Here is a 16,109-nt window from a genome sequence, read left to right as displayed (position 1 = left end):
GTCAGTCCGCCGGCAGCGCGGCGCGGGCCTGCTCCAGCCTGCGGAGCGAGCGCTCCCGGCCGAGCAGTTCCAGCGACTCGAACAGCGGCGGCGAGATCCGGCGGCCGGAGATCGCCACCCGGACCGGGCCGAACGCGTTCTTCGGCTTCAGCCCGAGCCCTTCGATCAAGGACGCGCGCAGCGCCTGCTCGATCGCCTCCGTCTTCCACTCGCCGAGCTCCGACAGCGCCTTCGAAGTCGCCTCCAGCACCGCGCCGGCGTCACCGGTCAGCACCTTCGCGGCCGCGTCCGGGTCGATCGAGAACGCCTCGTCGGGGATGAACAGGAAGCCGAGCATGTCCGGCGACTCCGACAGCGTGTTCATCCGTTCCTGCACCAGCGGCACCGCCGCGTGCAGTACTGCGAGCTGCTCCTCCGAGGGCTCGGCCGGCAGCAAGCCGGCCTGCGCCAGGAACGGCACCACCCGGGCGGCGAACTCCGACGGATCCAGCATCCGCATGTGCGACGCGTTGATCGCCTCGCACTTCTTCGGGTCGAACCGGGCCGCGTTCGCGTTCACCTTGCGGATGTCGAACGCCTTGACCATCTCGTCCATGGTGAAGACGTCGCGGTCGTCGGCGATCGACCAGCCGAGCAGAGCCAGGTAGTTCAGCAGGCCCTCGGGCAGGAAGCCGCGCTCCATGTACTCACCGAGGCCGGAGCCCGGGTCGCGCTTGGACAGCTTCTTGTTGCCCTCGCCCATCACGAACGGCAGGTGCCCGAACCGCGGGGTCTTCCCGGAGCCGATACCGATCTCCGCGAGCGCCTCGTAGAGCGCGATCTGCCGTGGCGTCGAGGGCAGCAGGTCCTCGCCCCGCAGTACGTGGGTGATCTCCATCAGCGCGTCGTCGACCGGGTTCACCAGCGGGTACAGCGGGTAGCCGTTGGCCCGGACGAGCACGTAGTCGCCCAGGTTCTCCGGCAGGAAGGTGATCTCGCCGCGGACCAGGTCGTCGAACACGATCGGCCGGTCGGGCATCCGCAGCCGGACCACCGGGCGCCGGCCCTCGTCGATATAGGCCTGCACCTGTTCAGGAGTCAGCGTGCGGCAGTGGCCGTCGTACCCGCTGTGCTGGCCCGCGGTACGGGCTGCTTCGCGACGCTGCTCGAGCTCTTCCTGCGAGCAGTAGCAGTGGTACGCCTTGCCCGCGGCGAGGAGCTTCGCCACCACGTCGGCGTAGATGTCCATCCGCTCGGACTGCAGGTACGGGCTGTACTCGCCGCCGATCTCGGGGCCCTCGTCCCAGTTCAGGCCGAGCCAGCGCAACGAGTCGAGCGTGTACTGCAGCGCCTCGGGCGAGTTGCGTGCGGTGTCCGTGTCCTCGATCCGCAGCACCAGCTTGCCACCGTAGTGCCGGGCGAAGGCCCAGTTGAACAAGGCACTCCGGATGTTGCCGACGTGCATGTTGCCGGTCGGCGACGGCGGGAAGCGCACTCGCACCTGGTCGGGTTCCAAGCCACCGAGGACGTCGTCGTCGGTCGGGGCAGGCCTGTCAGTCACGCACGATCACCTTGTTCGTCAGAGTTCCGATTCCCTCGATGCTGATCGCGACCTCGTCGCCGGGCAGCATCGGGCCGACACCCGCGGGGGTGCCGGTGAGCACCACGTCGCCGGGCAGCAACGTGGTGAAGGAGGTGATGTAGGCCAGCACCTCCGGGATGTCGAAGATGAACTGCGAGGTCCGGCCGTCCTGCTTCGGCTCGCCGTTCAGCGTGGTGGTCACCCGGACGTCGGAGACGTCGAGCTCGGTGGTGATCCACGGGCCTAGCGGGCAGAACGTGTCGTACCCCTTGGCCCGGGCCCACTGGCCGTCGGTCTTCTGCAGGTCCCGCGCGGTGACGTCGTTGGCGACGGTGTACCCGAAGATCACCTCGTTCACGCGTTCCTTGGGCAGGTCGCGGCAGATGCGGCCGATCACGATCGCCAGCTCGCCCTCGAAGTGCAGGTCGTTCGTCTGCTCCGGGTAGACGATGCCGTCCCGCGGGCCGATCACCGAGGTGTTCGGCTTGAGGAAGATCAGCGGCTCCTTCGGCACCTCGTTGCCGAGCTCCTCCGCGTGTGCCTGGTAGTTGCGCCCGACGCAGACAACCTTGCTGCGCGGGATCACCGGGGCCAGCAACCGGACGTCGGCCAGTTGCAGCTGCTCGCCGGTGAACTGGACCGGCCGGTAGAGCGGGTCCGAGTCGAGCACGGCGACGGTTCCGACGAGCCCCTCGGGGTCGTCGGTCTCGACGACGCCGTACTTCGGCTCGTCGTCGACGGAGAATCTGGCGATACGCACTTCAGGCCTTTGCTCAGGTCAGAGGATGAACGGCCCCGAGCCTACCGCCGGACCGGGGTGAGACAGTTACATGGTGACGACGACGATCCGCCTGGCCCGGCCCGACGAGTACGACGAGGTCGGCGAGCTGACCGCAGACGCCTACGCGAGCGACGGCTTCATCCCCGAGGGCTCCGACTACCGACTGACCCTCCGCAACGCCGCCGACCGCGCCGCCAAGGCCGAACTGTGGGTCGCGGTGGACGACACGGAGCTGCTCGGCACCGTTACTTTCTGTACGCCGGGCTCGGTCTACGGCGAGATCGCCGAGACGGGCGAGGGAGAGTTCCGGATGCTCGGCGTCTCTCCCAAGGCCCGCGGCCTCGGCCTCGGGACTGCGCTGAGCCTGCATTGCGTCGAGCGGTCCCGCGAGCTCGGCTACCACCGGGTTGTCCTGTCCAGCGCCACCTACATGACCGGGGCACACCGGATCTACGAACGCCTCGGCTTCACCCGCCTCCCCGAACGCGACTGGTCTCCCCGCCCCGGTGTCGACCTGTACGCCTTCGCCCTGGACCTGTGAGCCCTGGACCTGTGAGCCGTGGACCTGTGAGCCCTGGCCGCGTGCCCGCTCCACCCCAGACCGACGTCGTCACCCTCGAGCCCGCCGAGTGGGAGCCGCTCCAGGCCGCCCATGTCGCCCGGGTCGACGCTCTACTCGCAGACCACCTGGAGCGCCGCCGGCGCCGGGAGAAGCACCCGGTGGAGGACTTCCTCTTCACCTACTACCCGACCCGTCCGAACCAGCTCCGCGTCTGGCACCCCGGCCCGGGAATCCGCCTGCGCGGCGCCACGCAGTACGAGGGAAGACGCGGCTACCTGTACTGCGAGGGCGCGGCGCAGCTGGATCCTGCCGAGGTCTCGCGCCGTACCGACTCGATCAGCTGGATCCTGCAGTTGCTAGCGGCAACGGCCGACCGCCAGCCCCAGTTCGGCTGCTTCGGTCTGCACGAGTGGGCCATGGTCTACAAGACCGAGGAAATCCGCCACGACTGGCCGCTCCGGCTCGGCCCCCGCGGCACCGACCAGGTCGTCGAGTCCCACAAGATCGCCTGCTCCCACTTCGACGCCTTCCGCTTCTTCACCACGCCCGCACGCCCGCTGAACGTGCTCCAGCCGACCCGCGAGGCACAACCGGCGCTTGAACAGGGCGGCTGCCTCCACGCCAACATGGACCTCTACAAATGGGCCTCCAAGCTGATGCCCTTCACCCCCAGCGCGCTGCTCCTCGACTGCTTCGAACTGGCCCGAGACATCCGCACCCTCGACATGCAAGCCTCCCCCTACGACTTCGCAGCCCTGGGCTACTCCCCGATCGAGATCGAAACCCCAGCCGGCAAGGCCGCCTATGCAGCCGACCAGCGCTCCTTCGCCCGGCGCGCCCGGCCGCTCCGCCTCCAGTTGGTCGACCTCTGCGACCAACTCTTGCCGGCCTAATCGCTTGTAGTAGCCAGCAGGGCATAGAGCAGCGGGATCCGGGGCGCTTCATCCGGGAGGCGCCACCAGCCCCTGGGGGTTTGGTGCATGGCGTTGAAGCGGGGCCATTGGAGTACTTCGGACTCGCGGAGGCGGGTGATGTGGAAGCCGGTGGCGGCGAGGGCGGTGACTACTTCGCCGAGGCTGTGCATCCACTCGAAGCTGCGTTGGCGGCCGGGAACCTGGTCGCCGGTGTAGGTGACGGTGGAGTCGTGGGCGATCGCGCCACGGCCTTCCAGGTAGTCGTTGCGGATGATCAGGTCGTCGGTGTCACCAGGCAGGGCGACCGGGCCCATCGCGTTCAGCAGCGGGTGGAACTCGACGATGTAGAGGGAGCCGCCGGGCTTCAGGAGTTGGTGGACGACGTCGGCCCACTGGGCGAAGTCGGGGAGGTAGCAGAGCGCGCCCTTGCCGGTGTATACGACGTCGAACTGCCTGCCTTCCAGGGCTTCCACCGCGTCGTACACGTTCGCATGGACGTACTCGATGTCGGCCTTCTGGTTGCCGGCAAGCTTCCGTGCCTCCTCCAGCGATCGCGACGAGAGGTCGAGCCCGACGGTCCGGGCGCCGCGGCGGGCGAAGGCGATGGTCTCGGTGCCGAGATGACACTGGAGATGCAGCACATCGCGCCCATCGAGCGGACCGAGATCCTCCCACTCGTAGTCGCCGAACCAGTACTCCGCAGGCTGGCTGTAGAACCGGCTGGCCGCATGCAACGCCGCCCGCGCATCCCAGTCCGCCTCGTTCGCCGCCACCATTTCCAGCGCTGCCGCGTCCAGCCGCACGATGCCTCCAGTCTCGTCGCCCCAGTTTCGTGACCGGGTTCGAGTCTCCCCTCCGATCGGTTCACCTTGCCTGGATCAAGGCTGACTCTTATTCAAGCTTGTCTCCCAACCTTGAATAAGAGACACTCCTAGGTATGGCTCGAGTGGAGTTGCATCGGTGGCCGGGGCACCCTGACGGGTTCACCCGGGCCGAGCGGCTGGGCGGGTCGTACGAGTTGTACTTCCCGGACGGGTTGGTCGGGCGGGAGTTCGATCTCAGCGACGAGGTGCTGGCGGCGCTCGAGGACGCGGCCGGGGATCTCGCCCGGCTCGACGCGACGGCCGCGGTACTGACCAACAGCGAGGCTTTGGCGCGGTTGTTGCTGCGGGCCGAGGCGGTCGGGTCGTCGCAGATCGAGGGGCTCGTGGTCGGCGCGCGGCGGCTGCTGAAGGCGGAGGCGCTGCGGGACAACGCGCGGCACCACGACGTCACCGCCGAGGAGGTGCTCGGCGCGGTCGACGCGATGACCTGGGTGACCGAGTCCGTGCAGATCGGCGAGAAACTCGAGGTCGAACACCTGCTCGAGGCGCATCGACGACTGATGGCGCACTCGCCGAATCCGGAGTTCGGTGGCGAGGTGCGCTTCCTGCAGAACTGGATCGGCGGCCGCTCCCCCGCCGAGGCGTACTACGTGCCACCGCCTGCGCAACTCATGCCCGAACTGCTCGAGGACCTGATGGCCTTCGTGCGGGACTCCTCCCTTCCCGTGCTGGCGAAAACCGGCATCGCGCACGCGCAGTTCGAGACCATTCACCCCTTTGCCGACGGCAACGGCCGGACCGGGCGCGCGCTGATCCACCTGATCCTGCGGGCCGAGGGGCTCGTCGAACGCACGGTCCCGCCAGTGTCGCTGTCACTCGCCACCCACGCCACGCAGTACGTCGAAGTGCTCACCGCGTTCAGGCACGTGGGCAAGGCGACGAGTCCTCGCGCTCGCGGCGCGGCAAACGACTGGCTGCTGATGTTCGCGACGGCGTGCACCCACGCCACGGCCGAGGCGGCTCGCTTCGAACGCACCGCGGCCGAACTCAAGGCAGCCTGGCGCGAACGGGCCGCCCCGGTGCGTGCGGGATCGGCCGTCGACCTGCTGATCGACACCCTGCCGGCGGCCCCAGTACTCACCCTGGCCGCCGCGGCCGGGCTCATCGGCAGGTCACAGCAGGCCGCCAACCAGGGGCTCACCCGGCTCACGGAAGCCGGCGTGCTCCGCGAGGTCACGGACGGCCGCCGCAACCGGGTCTACGAAGCTCCTGAACTGATCGATGCCTTCACCCTCCTCGAACGCCGTTTCGCCAGCCCGGCGGCGGATACCCGGATCGAGCCGCCTAGCAGACCCGTTCCGTCGATGCCATCACCAACACACCGTCGTAGTTGACTTTCCCTTCCCTCGCGTTGAACAATTCGAACATATGTTCGAAGAGCAAGCAAACGGGGAGTGTGAGGAACTGTGATGCCGGAGCCGTTCGACTGGGACATCCTGCAGCGACCATCGGCGATGGCGATGGTGCGGGGTCAGCTCGGCTTCAGCTGGATGGTGCTGTCCGGGCGGCTCGCGGCCCTGACCGACGAGGAGTACTTCTGGCGGCCGAGCAGCGAGGCCCTGACCGTCGTCCGCCGCGAGTACGCCGGGCGCTTCAGGTCGCTCGGCACCGGCGAGTGGGTCGCGCAGTGGCCGGACGAGCCGGACCACCGGGGACCGCGCACGATCGCCTGGCTGATCGCCCACCTGACCGAGACGTTCTTCGAGCGCTGGGAGTGGACCTTCGGCGAGAGCCGGCAGGGCCGCGCCGACATCACCCTGCACGGCAACGCCCGCGACGCCGTCGCCTGGCTCGCCCACTGGGTCGACGCCTGGCAGCAGTCCATCGCCGACCTCGACGAGCAGCAGGTGATGACCGTCGGCCTGAGCCAAGCCACCGAACTGGACGCCGGTGAGCCCTTCGGCCACGTGATCCTCCGCCTCAACCGCGAACTCATCCACCACGGCTCGGAGATCATGACCCTTCAAGACCTCCACGCTTTGGCCGCCTGATCCGCAGTTCAGCGACGGGAACCACAAGATATGCGACACGCGGCGCGTCGTGCCACAACATCTGGGGGTCGAGGAACTAATCTCTCTTCTACTGGTGGTAGGGGAATCCGGTGGAAATCCGGAGCTGCCCCGCAGCGGTCAGCGGGGAACGTGTCTCCGTGAGCCCGAATACCTGTCACCAGTGCGGATGCCGCCGGCACCCGCTGTCCGAGGCCTCGAGGGCGGGCCGCAGGACGAGACGAACAGCAGAACGTCAGCACGGACGGACCGGGTGGATGGCCGGGGTGTGGTGCGGCGGGTGGGCTGGGCGTTTCGTCGTGCGCTCGTTCGCGGTTTCGGTCGTCAGAGACTCGCGTGGAGAGAGTGCTTGTGACCATCGTTTCGTCAGCTCAGCCGACAACCGGGCAGACCCCCGGGCAGCCGGCGCCGATTCAACACACCGTCGTACGACGCGACGGCAGCACCACCGCCTTCGACCCGACCAAGATCTCGGTGGCTCTCAGCAAGGCCTTCCTGGCCGTCGAGGGCGCCGAGGCTGGGAGCAGCCATCGGGTCAGGGACCTCGTCGCCGACCTCACCGCAAGAGCGGTCGCCGCACTCACCAGCCGCGGTGATGCCCGGCGCAGTGTGCAGGTCGAGGACATCCAGGACCAGGTCGAGCTGGCGCTGATGCGCGCCGGCGAGCACCAGGTCGCCCGGGCCTACGTCCTCTACCGCGAGGAGCGCAGCAAGGCACGCACCCCGGAGAACGCGGCCGAGCTCAGCACGCAACCGCCGGCCATCACCGTCCGCGCTGCCGACGGCAGCACCGCTCCCCTCGACGTGGAACGCCTGCGCCTCATCGTTGCCGAGGCAGCCGCGGGACTCGACTCGGTCGATGCCGACCTGATCCTGAACGAGACCCTCGGCTCCTGCTACGACGGCATCGCACAGCACGAGGTCGAGCTCGCCCTGGTGATGGCCGCCCGCGCGTATGTCGAGACCGAACCGGAGTACAGCTTCGCTGCCAGCAGGTTGCTGCTGGACCAGATCCGCCGCGAAGCGCTAGGCCGGGTGCACGGTGAGCCGCGCCAGGCGAGCCAGGCGGACATGGCCTCGGCGTACGTCGACTACTTCCCGAAGTACATCGAAACCGGGATCGAGGCCGGGCTGCTCGACCCTGAGCTCGCCACGTTCGACCTCGCCAAGCTCGCGGCGGCCATCAAGCCGGAGCGCGATCTGAACTTCGCGTTCCTCGGGCTGCAGACGCTGTACGACCGCTACCTGCTGCACATCGACAAGGTCCGCTTCGAGCTCCCCCAGGCCTTCTTCCTCCGCGTCGCGATGGGGATCGCGCTGAAGGAGGAGAACCGCGAGGACCGCGCGATCGAGTTCTACGAGCTGCTCAGCTCGTTCCGGTTCATGTCGTCCACGCCGACGCTGTTCAACTCCGGCAGCACCCGGCCGCAACTGTCGTCGTGCTTCCTCACCACCGTCGAGGACGACCTGGCCGGCATCTTCACCGGCATCCGCAACAACGCGCTACTCGCGAAGTACTCCGGCGGGCTCGGCAACGACTGGACCCCGATCCGCGGTATCGGGGCGAAGATCCGCGGTACCAACGGCGAGTCCCAGGGCGTCGTGCCATTCCTGAAGATCGCCAACGACACCGCCGTCGCGGTGAATCAGGGGGGTAGGCGCAAGGGCGCGGTCTGCGCGTACCTCGAGACCTGGCACCTGGACATCGAGGAGTTCCTCGACCTGCGCAAGAACACCGGTGACGAGCGCCGGCGGACGCACGACATGAACACCGCGAACTGGGTGCCCGACCTGTTCCTGCAGCGGGTCGAGGCCGGCGGCGACTGGACCTTGTTCTCCCCCGACGAGGCCCCGGACCTGCACGACCTGTACGGCGCCGCCTTCGCCACGGCGTACGAGAACTACGAGCGGGCCGCCGACCGCGGTGAGATCCGGGTGTTCCGCCGGATCAAGGCCGTCGACCTGTGGCGCCGGATGCTGACCGTGCTCTTCGAGACCGGCCACCCGTGGATCACCTTCAAGGACGCGTGCAACCTGCGTTCGCCGCAGCAGCACGACGGCGTGGTGCACTCGTCGAACCTGTGCACCGAGATCACCCTGAACACCACCGTCGACGAGACCGCGGTCTGCAACCTGGGCTCGGTCAATCTGGTCGCCCACCTCAGCGCCACCGGCCTGGATGCCGACCTGCTCCGCGACACCGTGAAGACGGCCGTCCGGATGCTCGACGACGTGATCGACGTGAACTTCTACACCACGCCGGAGTCCGAGCGCGCGAACCAGCGGCACCGCCCGGTCGGCCTCGGCCTGATGGGATTCGCCGACGCGCTCTTCGCGCTGCGCATTCCCTACTCCTCCGACTCGGCCGTCTCCTTCGCCGACAGCTCGATGGAGCAGATCAGCTACCACGCGATCGAGGCGTCGAGCGACCTGGCCGCCGAGCGCGGCAGCTACCAGACGTTCGACGGATCGCTGTGGAGCCTGGGCATCCTGCCGATCGACTCGCTCGAGCTGCTCCGCGAGGCGCGCAACGGCGACCTCATCGTCGACACCGGCCAAACGCTCGACTGGGACGCCCTGCGGGCCAAGGTGCAGCGCGACGGGATGCGGAACTCCAACGTGCTGGCGATCGCGCCGACCGCGACGATCTCCAACATCTGCGGGGTCAGCCAGTCGATCGAGCCGATCTACCGGAACCTGTTCGTGAAGTCGAACATGTCCGGTGAGTTCACCGTCGCCAATCCGTACCTCGTCGCCGACCTCAAGGCACGCGGCCTGTGGGACCAGGTGATGGTGTCGGACCTCAAGTACCACGACGGGATCCTGTCCCAGATCGACCGGGTGCCGGCCGACCTGCGGGAGCTCTACGCGACCGCGTTCGAGCTGGATCCGCTGTGGCTGGTGAAGGCGGCGTCGCGTCGGCAGAAGTGGCTCGACCAGGCCCAGTCACTCAACCTGTACATGTCCGCACCCTCCGGCAAGGCGCTCGACGAGCTCTACCGGTCGGCTTGGCGGTTTGGCCTCAAGACGACTTATTACCTGCGTTCCCAGTCAGCGACCCACGTGGAGAAGTCCACGCTGCAAGGAACCGACGGCCGTCTCAACGCCGTTCCAGTAGCCCTACCAGAACCTACCGCGCCAGTAGCCCTGCCGGCAGCCTTGCCAGAACCCACCGGTGCTGTCTGCTCGATCGACGACCCTGACTGCGAGGCCTGCCAGTGACAACCACCGGACTGGGCGAGATCGCCATCGGAGCATCGCGGGTCGAGGTCGCCGACAAGGCGATGATCAACGCCCGCGCGGACGTGAACCAGTTGCTCCCGCTGAAGTACCAGTGGGCCTGGGACAAGTACCTGGCCGGCTGCAACAACCACTGGATGCCGACCGAGGTGTCGATGCAGGCCGACATCTCCCTCTGGAAGTCCCGGGACGGGCTGACCGAGGACGAGCGGCTGATGCTGAAGCGGAACCTCGGCTTCTTCGCCACCGCCGAGTCCCTGGTCGCGAACAACATCGTGCTCGCGGTCTACCGGCAACTCACCAACCCCGAGTGCCGGCAGTACCTGCTCCGCCAGGCGTTCGAGGAGGCCGTGCACACGCACACCTTCCAGTACATCTGCACTTCGCTCGGCCTGGACGAGGGCGAACTCTTCAACATGTACCGCGAGGTGCCGTCGATCGCGGACAAGGACGCCTGGGCGCTGAAGTACACCCAGCACCTGGAGGATCCCGAGTTCAGGACCGGCACTCCGGAGTCGGACACGGACTTCCTGCGCGACCTGATCGCCTTCTACGTGGTGTTCGAGGGGATGTGGTTCTACACCGGCTTCGCGCAGATCCTGTCGCTCGGCCGGCGCAACAAGATGGTCGGAATCGCCGAGCAGTACCAGTACATCCTGCGCGACGAGTCGATCCACCTGAACTTCGGCATCGACTGCATCAACCAGATCAAGCAGGAGAACCCACACCTGTGGACCGCGCAGTTCCAGGCCGAGGTGCGGCAGATGCTCACCGAGGCGTGTGAGCTGGAGGTCGCCTACGGCCGCGCGACGATGCCGAACGGCATGCTCGGCCTGACCGCCGACCTGTGCCAGCAGTACATGCACTTCATCACCGACCGCCGGGCGGAGCAGATCGGCCTCGCCCCGATCTTCGGCGAGACCCGCAACCCCTTCGGCTGGATGTCCGAGGTGATGGACCTGAAGAAGGAGAAGAACTTCTTCGAGACCCGCGTGATCGAGTACCAGTCCGGCGGCAGCCTCAGCTGGGAGTGATCTCCTGACGTTCATCTGGGACTGATCTCCTGAAATTCTGTTGGTGCGACCAACGATTATGAGTTATCGTTGGTCGCACCAACAAAGGAGACGATCATGATCGAGCCGTTCACCATCGACATCCCGCAGGCCGACCTCGACGACCTGGCCGACCGTCTGGCGAAGACCCGGTGGCCCGACGAGCTCCCCGACGCCGGCTGGGACTACGGCATCCCGCTCGCGCGGATGAAGGAACTCGCCGAGCACTGGCGCACGGCGTACGACTGGCGCAAGCAAGAAGCCCGGCTGAACGAACTGCCGCAGTACACGACCGAGATCGACGGGCAGCGGATCCACTTCGTGCACGTCCGCTCGGCCAACCCCGAGGCGCTGCCGCTGATCCTCACGCACGGCTGGCCGGGCTCGTTCCTCGAGTTCATCGGCGTGATCCGGCCGCTCGCGGAGAACTTCCACCTGGTCATCCCGTCGATCCCCGGCTTCGGGTTCTCCGGCCAGACACACGAACAGGGCTGGGACATCCACCGCGTCGCCCGGGCCTGGGCCGAACTGATGAACCGCCTCGGCTACGACCGGTACGGCGCTCAGGGTGGCGACTTTGGATCGGGGATCGCCCGGGCGCTGGCGGACGTCGCCCCGGACCAAGTGGTCGGCGTCCACGTCACCTACCTGCCGCTGCCTCCGCCGAAGGGGGTCGAGTTCGACCTCGACGAGGAGGACACCCGGCGGGTCGACCGGATCAAGGCGATGATGGCGAACCGCCCGGCGTACCAGGCGTTACAGGCGACCCGGCCGCAGACCATCTCGTACGCGCTGACCGACTCCCCCATCGGCCAGTTGGCCTGGATCGCGGAGAAGTTCACCGAGTGGACCGACCCGGCCTCGGAGATCCCGATCGACCACCTGCTCACCAACGTCACGCTCTACTGGCTGACCGGTACAGCGGGGTCGTCCGCCCGGCTGACCAAGGAGTCGGCCGTGACCACACCTCCGGTCTGCGCGGCACCTCTCGCAGTGGCGGTGCTGCCGCACGACATCACCCTGGCGATCCGGCCGCACGTCGAGCACTCGTACCAGGTGGCACAGTGGACCGAGTTCGAGCACGGCGGTCATTTCGCCGCCCTCGAGGTCCCCGACCTGTTCGCCGCCGACGTGACGAGGTTCTTCCAACTGCTGCAGAGCTAGAGCACAGTTGCCCACATGACGATCGAAGAGGCCGATCCTTCGGCCGCGGCCCGGGTTCTGTTCGGCAACTGGACCGGGCGCTCGACAGTGCCGTCGCACTCGCTGTACCCGCACCAGTGGAGCTGGGACTCCGCGTTCATCGCGATCGGCCTGCGTCACCTGTCACCGCAGCGGGCGCAGGTCGAGCTGGAGTCGCTGTTCGAGTCGCAGTGGGCCGACGGCCGGATCCCGCACATCAACTTCTCCCCCTCGGTCCCCCGCGACGCCTACTTCCCAGGCCCCGACTTCTGGCAGGCGAGCACGCCCAGCGGCGTCGAGACGTCCGGGATCGTGCAGCCACCGGTGCACGCGCTCGCTGTCTGGCTCACCCACCAGGCCGACGAGCAGGAGTCCGTACGCCGGAACTTCCTGGCCGGGGCATACCCGAAGCTCGTTGCCTGGCATGCCTATCTCCGCGAGCACCGGGACGTCGGCGGCCGCGGGCTGGTCGCGATCGTGCATCCCTGGGAGTCCGGCATGGACAACAGCCCGGCCTGGGACGGTGCCCTGGCGAGGGTCGAGCCGGCCCCGGCCGGGTCGTTCACCCGACGCGACACCGACCACGCGAAGGACGACGACCGCCCGACCGACCTGGACTACGGGCGCTACGTGCAACTCGCGGCAACCTACCGGGACCACGGATACGACGATGCGGCGACGCCGTTCGCCTTCGCGCTGGAAGACCCGTGCTTCAACGCCCTGCTGATCGCCTCCGAGCACGCGCTGGTGTCGGTCGCCAAGGCCCTTTCGCTTGACCCGGCTCCGCATCTCCAGGCGGCCGCCGAGCTCACCGCTGCCCTGGTCAAGGAACTGTTTGCCGACGGCATCTTCCGGTCGCGGGACCTGGCCGGCGGCGACCTGGTTGCCGCCGACACCATCGCGGGCCTGATCCCATTGCTGGTCGACGGGTTGCCGGTGGCAACGGAACTACTGACCACCGCACGCGGCCCGCGGTTCCGGCTCGGCGAGGTGCGGATGGTGCCGAGCTACGACCTGACAGGTCCCGCGTTCGAACCCGGGCGGTACTGGCGTGGGCCGAGTTGGTTCAACACCGCCTGGCTGATCCACCGCGGCCTGGTCGGCCTCGGCCAGGCGGAACTCGCCGACGCGCTGCGCACCGACGTACTGGAGTTGGCTGCCGCGACCGACTTCGCCGAATACGTGGATCCGTACACGGGTGAGGCTCGGGGCGCTCGCGACTTCAGCTGGACTGCTGCCCTGGCGCTAGACCTTGAGCGGGCTCAGCTGTAGCTGACCTCGAGGACGCCGACGATCTTGTCGAGGCGGGCGGCGACGCGGCCGGCGTCGAAGCCCGCGCCCTCGACGACGACCCGGAGCGTGCACGTCTGCAGGCACAGCTTCAGTTCGCGCACGTCGTACGGGTTCAGCTGGACCGCGATCCGGGCCAGCAGTCCGCGGGTCTCGACCACCTGCGCGGTGAAGACAGTGACCACCCGCTCCGGTACGACGTACGCGGGCGCGGCGTCCGCGGTACGGGGTGCGAGGGTTGCCAGTGCGGTCATCGGGCGACCTCCTTGTGGCGGAGCAGACCGTAGGTGAATCCGTCGACCAGTGCCTCCCACGAGGCTTCGACGATGTTGTGGCCGACCCCGACGGTGAACCAGGATCCTTCGCCGTCGGCAGTCTCGATGAGAACTCTGATTACCGCGTCCGTGCCGTGCCCCTGATCGAGGATCCGGACCTTGTAGTCGACCAGCTCGAACTTGTTCACCACCGGGTAGGCCCGCTCGATCGCGGTCCGCAGTGCGTGGTCGAGCGCGTTCACCGGGCCGTTGCCCTCGCCCGTGACGATCTCGCGCTCGCCGCCCGCGACCAGCTTCACCGTGGACTCCGACACCGCCTCGCCGTCGGCGCGGGACTCGGTGATCACACGCCACGACTCGACGTCGAAGAAGCTCGCCCGGCTGCCGGTGACCTCCTCGGTCAGCAGCAGCTCGAACGACGCGTCCGCGGCCTCGAAGGTGTAGCCGCGCGACTCCATCTCCTTGACCCGCTCGGTGACCCGGCTGACCAGGTCGCGATCGTTGCCGAGGTCGAAGCCGAGCTCGCGGCCCTTCAGCTCGACGCTCGCCCGGCCGGCCATCTCCGAGACGAGCATGCGCATGTCGTTGCCCACCAGGGCCGGATCCGTGTGCTGGTAGAGGTCGGGATCCACCTTGATGGCGCTGGCGTGCAGTCCCGCCTTGTGGGCGAAAGCGGACACCCCGACGTACGGCTGCCGGGTCGACGGCGGCACGTTCGTCACTTCGGCGATCGCGTGGGCGATCCGGAACGACTCGGCTAGCTTGCCGGGCGGGAGGAGCTCCATCCCGCGCTTGAGCTCGAGGTTGGCGACCACCGCGAGCAGATCCGCGTTCCCGGTACGTTCGCCGTACCCGTTGATGGTGCCCTGGACGTGCGTGCAGCCGGCCTCGACAGCGGCGATGGAGTTCGCCACCGCACAGCCGCCGTCGTTGTGGGCGTGGATGCCGAGCCGGGCGCCGGTCGTCTCGAGGACGTCGCGGACGATCTCCTGTAGCTCCCTCGGCAGGGTGCCGCCGTTGGTGTCGCAGAGCGCCACGACATCGGCGCCCGCCTCCGCGGCGACACGTACTACCTCCAGGGCATAAGCGCGGTTGGCCCGGTAGCCGTCGAAGAAGTGCTCGGTGTCGAGGAAGACCCGCTGCCCGTGCTCGCGCAGGTGCTGGACGGTGTCGGCAACCATCTTCAGGTTCTCGTCGAGCGTGGTGCGCAAGGCCCGTTCGACGTGCGCGTCGTGGCTCTTGGCAACCAATGTGACGACTGCGGCGCCGGAGTCGCGCAGCGCGGCCACCTGCTGGTCGTCGGCGGCCGTCGTCTCGGGCTTGCGGGTCGCACCGAAGGCCGCGAAGGTCGCGTGCCGCAGGTGCAGCTCGGTCCGCGCCCGCGCGAAGAACTCGGTGTCCTTCGGCACCGCCCCCGGCCAGCCGCCCTCGATGAAGCCGACGCCCAAGTCGTCCAGGTGCTGCGCGATGGCGATCTTGTCGGCCACGGACAGCGCCAGACCCTCCTGCTGCGCACCGTCGCGCAGAGTCGTGTCGTAGACGTGGAACTCGTCGGATGTACTCACAGGGATCGCCTTCCGGTGGGGGCTGGTCTGGCGCTGGTCTGGCGGTGGTCTGGTCCAGGTCGGGCAAACAAAAAACCTCCCGCAAGGTGCGAGAGGTCTGCGCGCTCAGGTGGTGCTTGCTGAGCGCGCCTAGCTAATGATGACCCGGTAGTTCTTCATGACATTTCGCAGTCTGCCACAGGAAGTCCACGGGGCGGCGAAATGTCTCGAAACGCGAACATCCGGTACGCCGACCAGTACTGCCGCGTCCGTCAGAGTCCAGGATCAACCCGGCAGAAGGGCTGATTCAGGCGGTCAGCGACCAGCCCGGGTCGTCCCAGGCGGTGTAGAAGTCCTCCCGGCTCAGCGGGCGCAGACCCCACTCGTCCCGGTCCAGCGCCTGGTCGGCGAGCATGCCCTCGTCGTCCTCGAGGCGCTGCCACCAGTACCGGGTGATGGTGCCGTCCTCGGCCACGCCGAGCTGGCGGACCACCACCCACTCCCGCTCGTGCCAGACCGCCTCGTACAGCCAGTCGGTGCCGGCCTCGTCGGCGAGCGCGCCGAACGTCCGGGGCGCGGTCCCCCGGTCGAGATCCCTGATCAGCTCCACCGTCGACCGGATCGCACGCCGGGTCTCGGCCGGCCAGTCGCGCCTGTCCGCGAGCTCCGCGTAGTAGGCCTCGACATCCTCCGGGAAGCTGCTCATACCCTCGCCCTCGAGTCGGAATCGGTGCCTCGACCCTATCCAACGCGGCCACCGCCATACGCCGGGCACACCTGAGAAGATGCTGTGAAATCCAGCCCCGCAACGCGGA

The 16,109-nt window shown here is 67.9% G+C and carries 14 protein-coding genes and 1 riboswitch; of the genes, 8 read left to right on the top strand and 6 right to left on the bottom strand.

Features of this window, described 5'->3' with window-relative positions:
* Window position 1: 1 nt before the first annotated feature.
* Together gltX and EV648_RS31045 are read right to left on the bottom strand one after the other, a co-directional pair.
* On the bottom strand, window positions 2-1,540 hold the full coding sequence (gltX, locus tag EV648_RS31050) for a glutamate--tRNA ligase (RefSeq protein ID WP_132298688.1): 1,539 nt from the start codon (window positions 1,538-1,540) through the stop codon (window positions 2-4).
* On the bottom strand, window positions 1,533-2,321 hold the full coding sequence (locus tag EV648_RS31045) for a fumarylacetoacetate hydrolase family protein (RefSeq protein ID WP_132298687.1): 789 nt from the start codon (window positions 2,319-2,321) through the stop codon (window positions 1,533-1,535). Before EV648_RS31045 ends, gltX begins: the two co-directional genes overlap by 8 nt.
* Window positions 2,322-2,391: 70 nt before the next feature.
* On the opposite strand from EV648_RS31045, the gene EV648_RS31040 reads away from it, so the two are divergent.
* Both EV648_RS31040 and EV648_RS31035 read left to right on the top strand, forming a co-directional pair.
* On the top strand, window positions 2,392-2,883 hold the full coding sequence (locus EV648_RS31040; RefSeq protein ID WP_132298686.1) for a GNAT family N-acetyltransferase: 492 nt from the start codon (window positions 2,392-2,394) through the stop codon (window positions 2,881-2,883).
* A gap of 41 nt (window positions 2,884-2,924) precedes the next feature.
* Window positions 2,925-3,797: a 3-methyladenine DNA glycosylase gene (locus tag EV648_RS31035; protein ID WP_132298685.1), complete on the top strand. Its 873-nt coding sequence runs from the start codon at window positions 2,925-2,927 to the stop codon at window positions 3,795-3,797.
* Here EV648_RS31035 and EV648_RS31030 read toward each other — a convergent pair.
* The gene (locus EV648_RS31030) at window positions 3,794-4,621 is read right to left on the bottom strand and encodes a class I SAM-dependent methyltransferase (RefSeq protein ID WP_199234914.1); all 828 of its coding nucleotides are present in this window, start codon (window positions 4,619-4,621) and stop codon (window positions 3,794-3,796) included. The two genes, EV648_RS31035 and EV648_RS31030, sit on opposite strands and share 4 nt — an antisense overlap.
* A 134-nt stretch (window positions 4,622-4,755) precedes the next feature.
* Between EV648_RS31030 and EV648_RS31025 the strand changes: the two genes are divergently transcribed.
* The 6 genes from EV648_RS31025 to EV648_RS31000 all read left to right on the top strand — a co-directional run bounded on the left by EV648_RS31025 (window position 4,756) and on the right by EV648_RS31000 (window position 13,457).
* Window positions 4,756-6,036, top strand: coding sequence for a Fic family protein (locus tag EV648_RS31025; protein WP_241995757.1), 1,281 nt, complete (start codon window positions 4,756-4,758; stop codon window positions 6,034-6,036).
* A 75-nt stretch (window positions 6,037-6,111) separates the two neighbouring features.
* Window positions 6,112-6,693 carry a DinB family protein gene (locus EV648_RS31020; RefSeq protein WP_132298684.1) on the top strand — a complete coding sequence of 194 codons (582 nt, stop codon included), beginning with the start codon at window positions 6,112-6,114 and terminating at the stop codon, window positions 6,691-6,693.
* A 78-nt stretch (window positions 6,694-6,771) separates the two neighbouring features.
* Window positions 6,772-6,888: riboswitch (cobalamin riboswitch) on the top strand.
* A 174-nt stretch (window positions 6,889-7,062) separates the two neighbouring features.
* Window positions 7,063-9,933, top strand: a complete 2,871-nt coding sequence (locus EV648_RS31015) for a ribonucleoside-diphosphate reductase subunit alpha (protein ID WP_132298683.1) — start codon at window positions 7,063-7,065, stop codon at window positions 9,931-9,933.
* The gene (locus tag EV648_RS31010; protein WP_199234913.1) at window positions 9,930-10,985 is read left to right on the top strand and encodes a ribonucleotide-diphosphate reductase subunit beta; all 1,056 of its coding nucleotides are present in this window, start codon (window positions 9,930-9,932) and stop codon (window positions 10,983-10,985) included. Before EV648_RS31015 ends, EV648_RS31010 begins: the two co-directional genes overlap by 4 nt.
* Window positions 10,986-11,081: 96 nt before the next feature.
* Window positions 11,082-12,167, top strand: a complete 1,086-nt coding sequence (locus tag EV648_RS31005; RefSeq protein WP_132298681.1) for an epoxide hydrolase family protein — start codon at window positions 11,082-11,084, stop codon at window positions 12,165-12,167.
* A gap of 15 nt (window positions 12,168-12,182) precedes the next feature.
* Window positions 12,183-13,457, top strand: coding sequence for a hypothetical protein (locus EV648_RS31000; protein ID WP_132298680.1), 1,275 nt, complete (start codon window positions 12,183-12,185; stop codon window positions 13,455-13,457).
* Here EV648_RS31000 and EV648_RS30995 read toward each other — a convergent pair.
* From EV648_RS30995 to EV648_RS30985, 3 genes are all read right to left on the bottom strand, one after another.
* On the bottom strand, window positions 13,448-13,729 hold the full coding sequence (locus tag EV648_RS30995) for a hypothetical protein (protein WP_132298679.1): 282 nt from the start codon (window positions 13,727-13,729) through the stop codon (window positions 13,448-13,450). The genes EV648_RS31000 and EV648_RS30995 overlap by 10 nt on opposite strands.
* Entirely contained in the window at window positions 13,726-15,315 is a 1,590-nt protein-coding gene (gene cimA / locus EV648_RS30990; RefSeq protein ID WP_132298678.1) for a citramalate synthase, read from the bottom strand. The genes EV648_RS30995 and cimA overlap by 4 nt, the downstream gene beginning before the upstream one ends.
* A gap of 286 nt (window positions 15,316-15,601) precedes the next feature.
* Window positions 15,602-16,000: a hypothetical protein gene (locus EV648_RS30985; RefSeq protein WP_132298677.1), complete on the bottom strand. Its 399-nt coding sequence runs from the start codon at window positions 15,998-16,000 to the stop codon at window positions 15,602-15,604.
* Window positions 16,001-16,109 lie beyond the last annotated feature (109 nt).

Origin of the sequence: Kribbella sp. VKM Ac-2568 (genome assembly GCF_004345365.1) — a bacterium.
Lineage (GTDB): Bacteria > Actinomycetota > Actinomycetes > Propionibacteriales > Kribbellaceae > Kribbella > Kribbella orskensis.
The sequence above is the reverse complement of the archived record's forward strand: the minus strand, read 5'-3'. Positions and strand labels throughout refer to the sequence as shown.